Source organism: Arthrobacter sp. 2YAF22_2 (assembly GCF_052114645.1).
Lineage (GTDB): Bacteria > Actinomycetota > Actinomycetes > Actinomycetales > Micrococcaceae > Arthrobacter.
Genome location: NZ_JBFRFD010000403.1, coordinates 1 through 3,515 on the forward strand (window position 1 = coordinate 1; position 3,515 = coordinate 3,515).

At 62.0% G+C, this 3,515-nt stretch carries 4 protein-coding genes; 2 read left to right on the forward strand and 2 right to left on the reverse strand.

Annotated elements, in window-relative coordinates; all coding sequences use genetic code 11:
* Positions 1–454 (reverse strand): DUF4188 domain-containing protein (locus AB4Y86_RS14825; protein ID WP_441402961.1); only part of this gene is annotated, 454 nt, incomplete at its 3' end.
* Positions 455–522: 68 nt separating this feature from the next.
* Between AB4Y86_RS14825 and AB4Y86_RS14830 the strand changes: the two genes are divergently transcribed.
* On the forward strand, positions 523–1,098 hold the full coding sequence (locus tag AB4Y86_RS14830; protein WP_441402962.1) for a TetR/AcrR family transcriptional regulator: 576 nt from the start codon (positions 523–525) through the stop codon (positions 1,096–1,098).
* A gap of 29 nt (positions 1,099–1,127) precedes the next feature.
* On the opposite strand, the gene AB4Y86_RS14835 is transcribed toward AB4Y86_RS14830, so the two are convergent.
* Entirely contained in the window at positions 1,128–2,582 is a 1,455-nt protein-coding gene (locus AB4Y86_RS14835; protein WP_441402963.1) for a purine-cytosine permease family protein, read from the reverse strand.
* Positions 2,583–3,295: 713 nt separating this feature from the next.
* Here AB4Y86_RS14835 and AB4Y86_RS14840 point away from each other — a divergent pair.
* A partial coding sequence (locus AB4Y86_RS14840; protein ID WP_441402964.1) for a TM2 domain-containing protein occupies positions 3,296–3,515 on the forward strand: 220 nt, incomplete at its 3' end.

Consider the following 3,515-nt stretch of genomic DNA (forward strand, 5'->3'; position numbering starts at 1 on the left):
CTGTATGGCTCCCGGGACCGATGGGTACCTGCGTCGTGGCCTTGGCCAAGCCAAAGAGCGGCATGCCGTTGTAAACGGTCTCAATCCCGCTGGCCGGCACTTGGTACGTCTCATGCCAAACGCCCACATCGCCGCTTCCTGACAGCTCCTTCATGAAGCGCCGCCAAGGCTCGAGGTGGGGAGATTCCCGGTCGGCAGCGAATTTTCGGAGATGCTCGGGGCTCTCCCAATAGCTGAGCAGAACGGTCGTGCGGCCGAACCATTGCTCGACACCCAGCATCCCGGACGCTGGGTTGTTGGCAAGGTGCCGGAGCATCCTGGGCATCGCCGCGGCCACTTTGGCGACGCTACCTACCTTCCACCACCGATTGGCACGCATGCCGATCAGGAACACTGTCAGCGATTCGCGCCCGGGATCGGCGGTGAAGCGTCCCGGGAAGATCTCCTGTGCCATGACGACTCCCTTCGGAAGATGCATTGCGTAACAATGTTATGAAACAACGTTATGGAACAATGGACCGCATGGCAAGACCTATTGTGCATACTGAATCCCTCAGGCAAGAACTACTTGCGGTCACCGCCGAACTCGTTGACCGTGAAGGCCCGGCGCGGGTCACCTTGAGGGATGTCGCGGCCGCCGCGCGGACTTCGACGACGGCCGTCTACTCGCTCTTCGGGGGAAAGTCACAGTTACTGACCGCCGTCGTGGATAACGGGTTCCGCTCGTTCCACCAATCCCAACTGGCAGCGGCGGCCGGCGGGCTGCACGCACTGGGCATGGCCTACAGAGCGTGGGCAATGCAGCACCAAGCCCTTTATCGGCTTATGTTCGGCGGCGCCCTGGCCGAGTACGTGGACTGTGACCCCAGCCCCGACACGGCAGCAGCCGCCATGACCCCCTTAATCGATGCCGTGGCTTCCGCCCAAAGCGCCGGCACCATGCGGCCGGCCAGCGTGGACATCGTGGCCACCGCCATCTGGGGTCAGGTCCACGGACTCGTGAGCCTGGAACTGGCGCAGCTTGGGTCACCCGAAACCAACTGGGAGTCGCTCTACTCTTCCGCCTTGGACGCCATAGCCCGCGGCTGGGCTGCCTGACGCGCCCACAGCCCGGTCACGCCCCTGCTTCAGGGCTCGACGTGCATTTTCGCGGCTTCCTCAAGTTCGATTGCCTGACTCCGGGCCAGGCTCATCTCAGCGGCCGTGTCGATGTGGCGGGTCAGCACCCAGTAGAGGACCGCTGCCACCGGCAGGCCGATAAACAAGRAGATGTCAGCGCCGCCCATCGCTTCGGCCACCGGCCCCACGAAGAGTTTTCCGGCGGAGAAGAAAGGAATCATGACCGCGAAGCCCACGAGATACGCGGCGATTCCGGGCCAGCCCCAGCGTCCATAAATCCCGTGCGGGTGGAAGATTTCCGCGATGGCATAGTGGCCTTTGCGGACGATGAAGTAGTCGGTGAGGTTGACCGCCGTCCACGGGATGAAGAAGTACAGCACCAGAAGCAGGAAGTCGTTGAAGTTGGCGAGGAAATCGGCGGATGCGACGTTGGCGAAGGCGAGCGAGATGGCCGCCGTGATCACGATGGTGACGACCCGGATTCTCACGGTGGGCCGAATGCGGCGCAGGCTGTCGATGGAGGAGATCAGCGTCAGGGATCCGCCATACATGTTCAGCGCCGTGACGGACAGGAGTCCAAGGGCAGCGATGAACAGTGCGATCGATCCGAAGCCGGGGAACAGCTTGCCGGCGGTGTCCTGGATCGAGCTGATGGTGTCGAAGTCCGGGCCGGCTGCCGCGGCGATGAAGGAGCCCAGGAACATGACCCAGATACCGCCGAGGGCACTCCCCCAGAACGTCCACTTGAACGTCCCGCGGCCTGATTCCGGGGGGAGATAGCGGGAATAGTCCGAGACGTAGATGGCCCAGGAAATCTGGTAGCCGGCCGCGACGCCCAGCTGTCCCAGGAACGGAACGAGATGGAAATCGGCCAGATTGAAGGCCCCGCCGGGCAGCTCAAGGTGGGTGAGCACCGCGACCGTCAGGAGGGCCAGCATGATGATGGTCAGGTACGTCAGGTACCGTTCAAGGCTGTGGATTAGGTCGTAGCCGAAGAGCGCGACGGCCGCAGCGATAATCGTGATGACCCAGAACCAGAAGGTTTCGTTGCCGATGCGAAGGGACCCGGCCACCGCCTCGCCGGCCAGCACAGTGTTAAAAACATTGAATCCTGCGTACTGAAGGTAGGCGAAAAGCCAGACAAGCAGGGCTCCCACGTATCCGAACTGCGGCCGGGACTGGATCATTTGAGGCAATCCCAGCTGCGGGCCCTGCGAGGAGTGCGCAGCCATGAACAACGTACCCACCAGCACGCCGATCGCGATCGCAATCAGCGACCAGATCAGGTTCCCGCCGGTCGTGATGCTGATCAGCCCCACCGCGAGCGTGGCTATTTGGGCGTTGCTCATGAACCAAAGCGGCCCAATGTGGGAGACCTTTCCGTGCCTCTCATTGAGAGGAACGTAGTCAATCGACCGGACTTCCAGTCCCCGGCCCGACGCCGGCCCTGCAGCTGCACTCATGACATGTCTCCCAGAAGGCTAGAAGGTGGGCTGCCGCCGGCATCGGTGCGGAATCGAAGTCGACAACGACCGGAACCCCTGGCCGATGCCGAAGATTCCTGACGCACATCACATGGAGGTCGTGGACAAGACGAGACTCGAGCCATGACCACGCTCTTCTTTGAATGACAAAATCATGGGCCTCTTCGTGTGTGCATGTCCATAGGCCGGATAACGGGCGCTTCGGCTCAATGGCGGGTATCAGCGGGTCACCCCATCCATCACAGTTACTCCACAGGTCCCCCCTTTTGGCGCTGCCTCATCCCACAGGCTGACAGCAGGTCGTAGTGGAAGCCGAAGACGTTCACCGGGCGGTGTCCACACACAGGGCCGCTACGGTCCGGGAGTGCTCCCAATGAATGAGCGGAGCGCAATTTCTCCGGGCGGAATCATGGACGGTATGTCAGTGCTCCCCCGGAGCGCACTTCAGATGTCTTCGTCATTTTGAAATTTCTGGGTCCGCTTTTGTTGAAGTCATGTAACATCCGTTTTACGGGCGCTTCGCCCGTGGCGCTATTGGGGGAAGCGAACATGATTTCAGCTGACGGCTGGCGCGAGATACCGCATTTGCGGCCCGCAGCCCACGCTGGTTTCCCTCCGTGCCCGTTCATCACCGCACCCACCCCGCATGCTCCGCGTCGCGCACCGGTCAGATGCACCATGGAAGGACTCTCATGAGCCAATCACCCGTCGCCCCTCCTTACCCGTCGTCGGCCCCCGGCTACGGAAAGGTACAGCAGGGCCAAAAATCGTTCCTGACCACGTGGCTGCTCGCCCTGCTTCTCGGCGCCCTCGGCGCCGACCGGTTCTACCTGGGCAAAGTCGGAACCGGCATCCTGAAGCTGGTCACCCTTGGAGGCTTCGGCATCTGGGCCCTCATAGACATCATCCTGC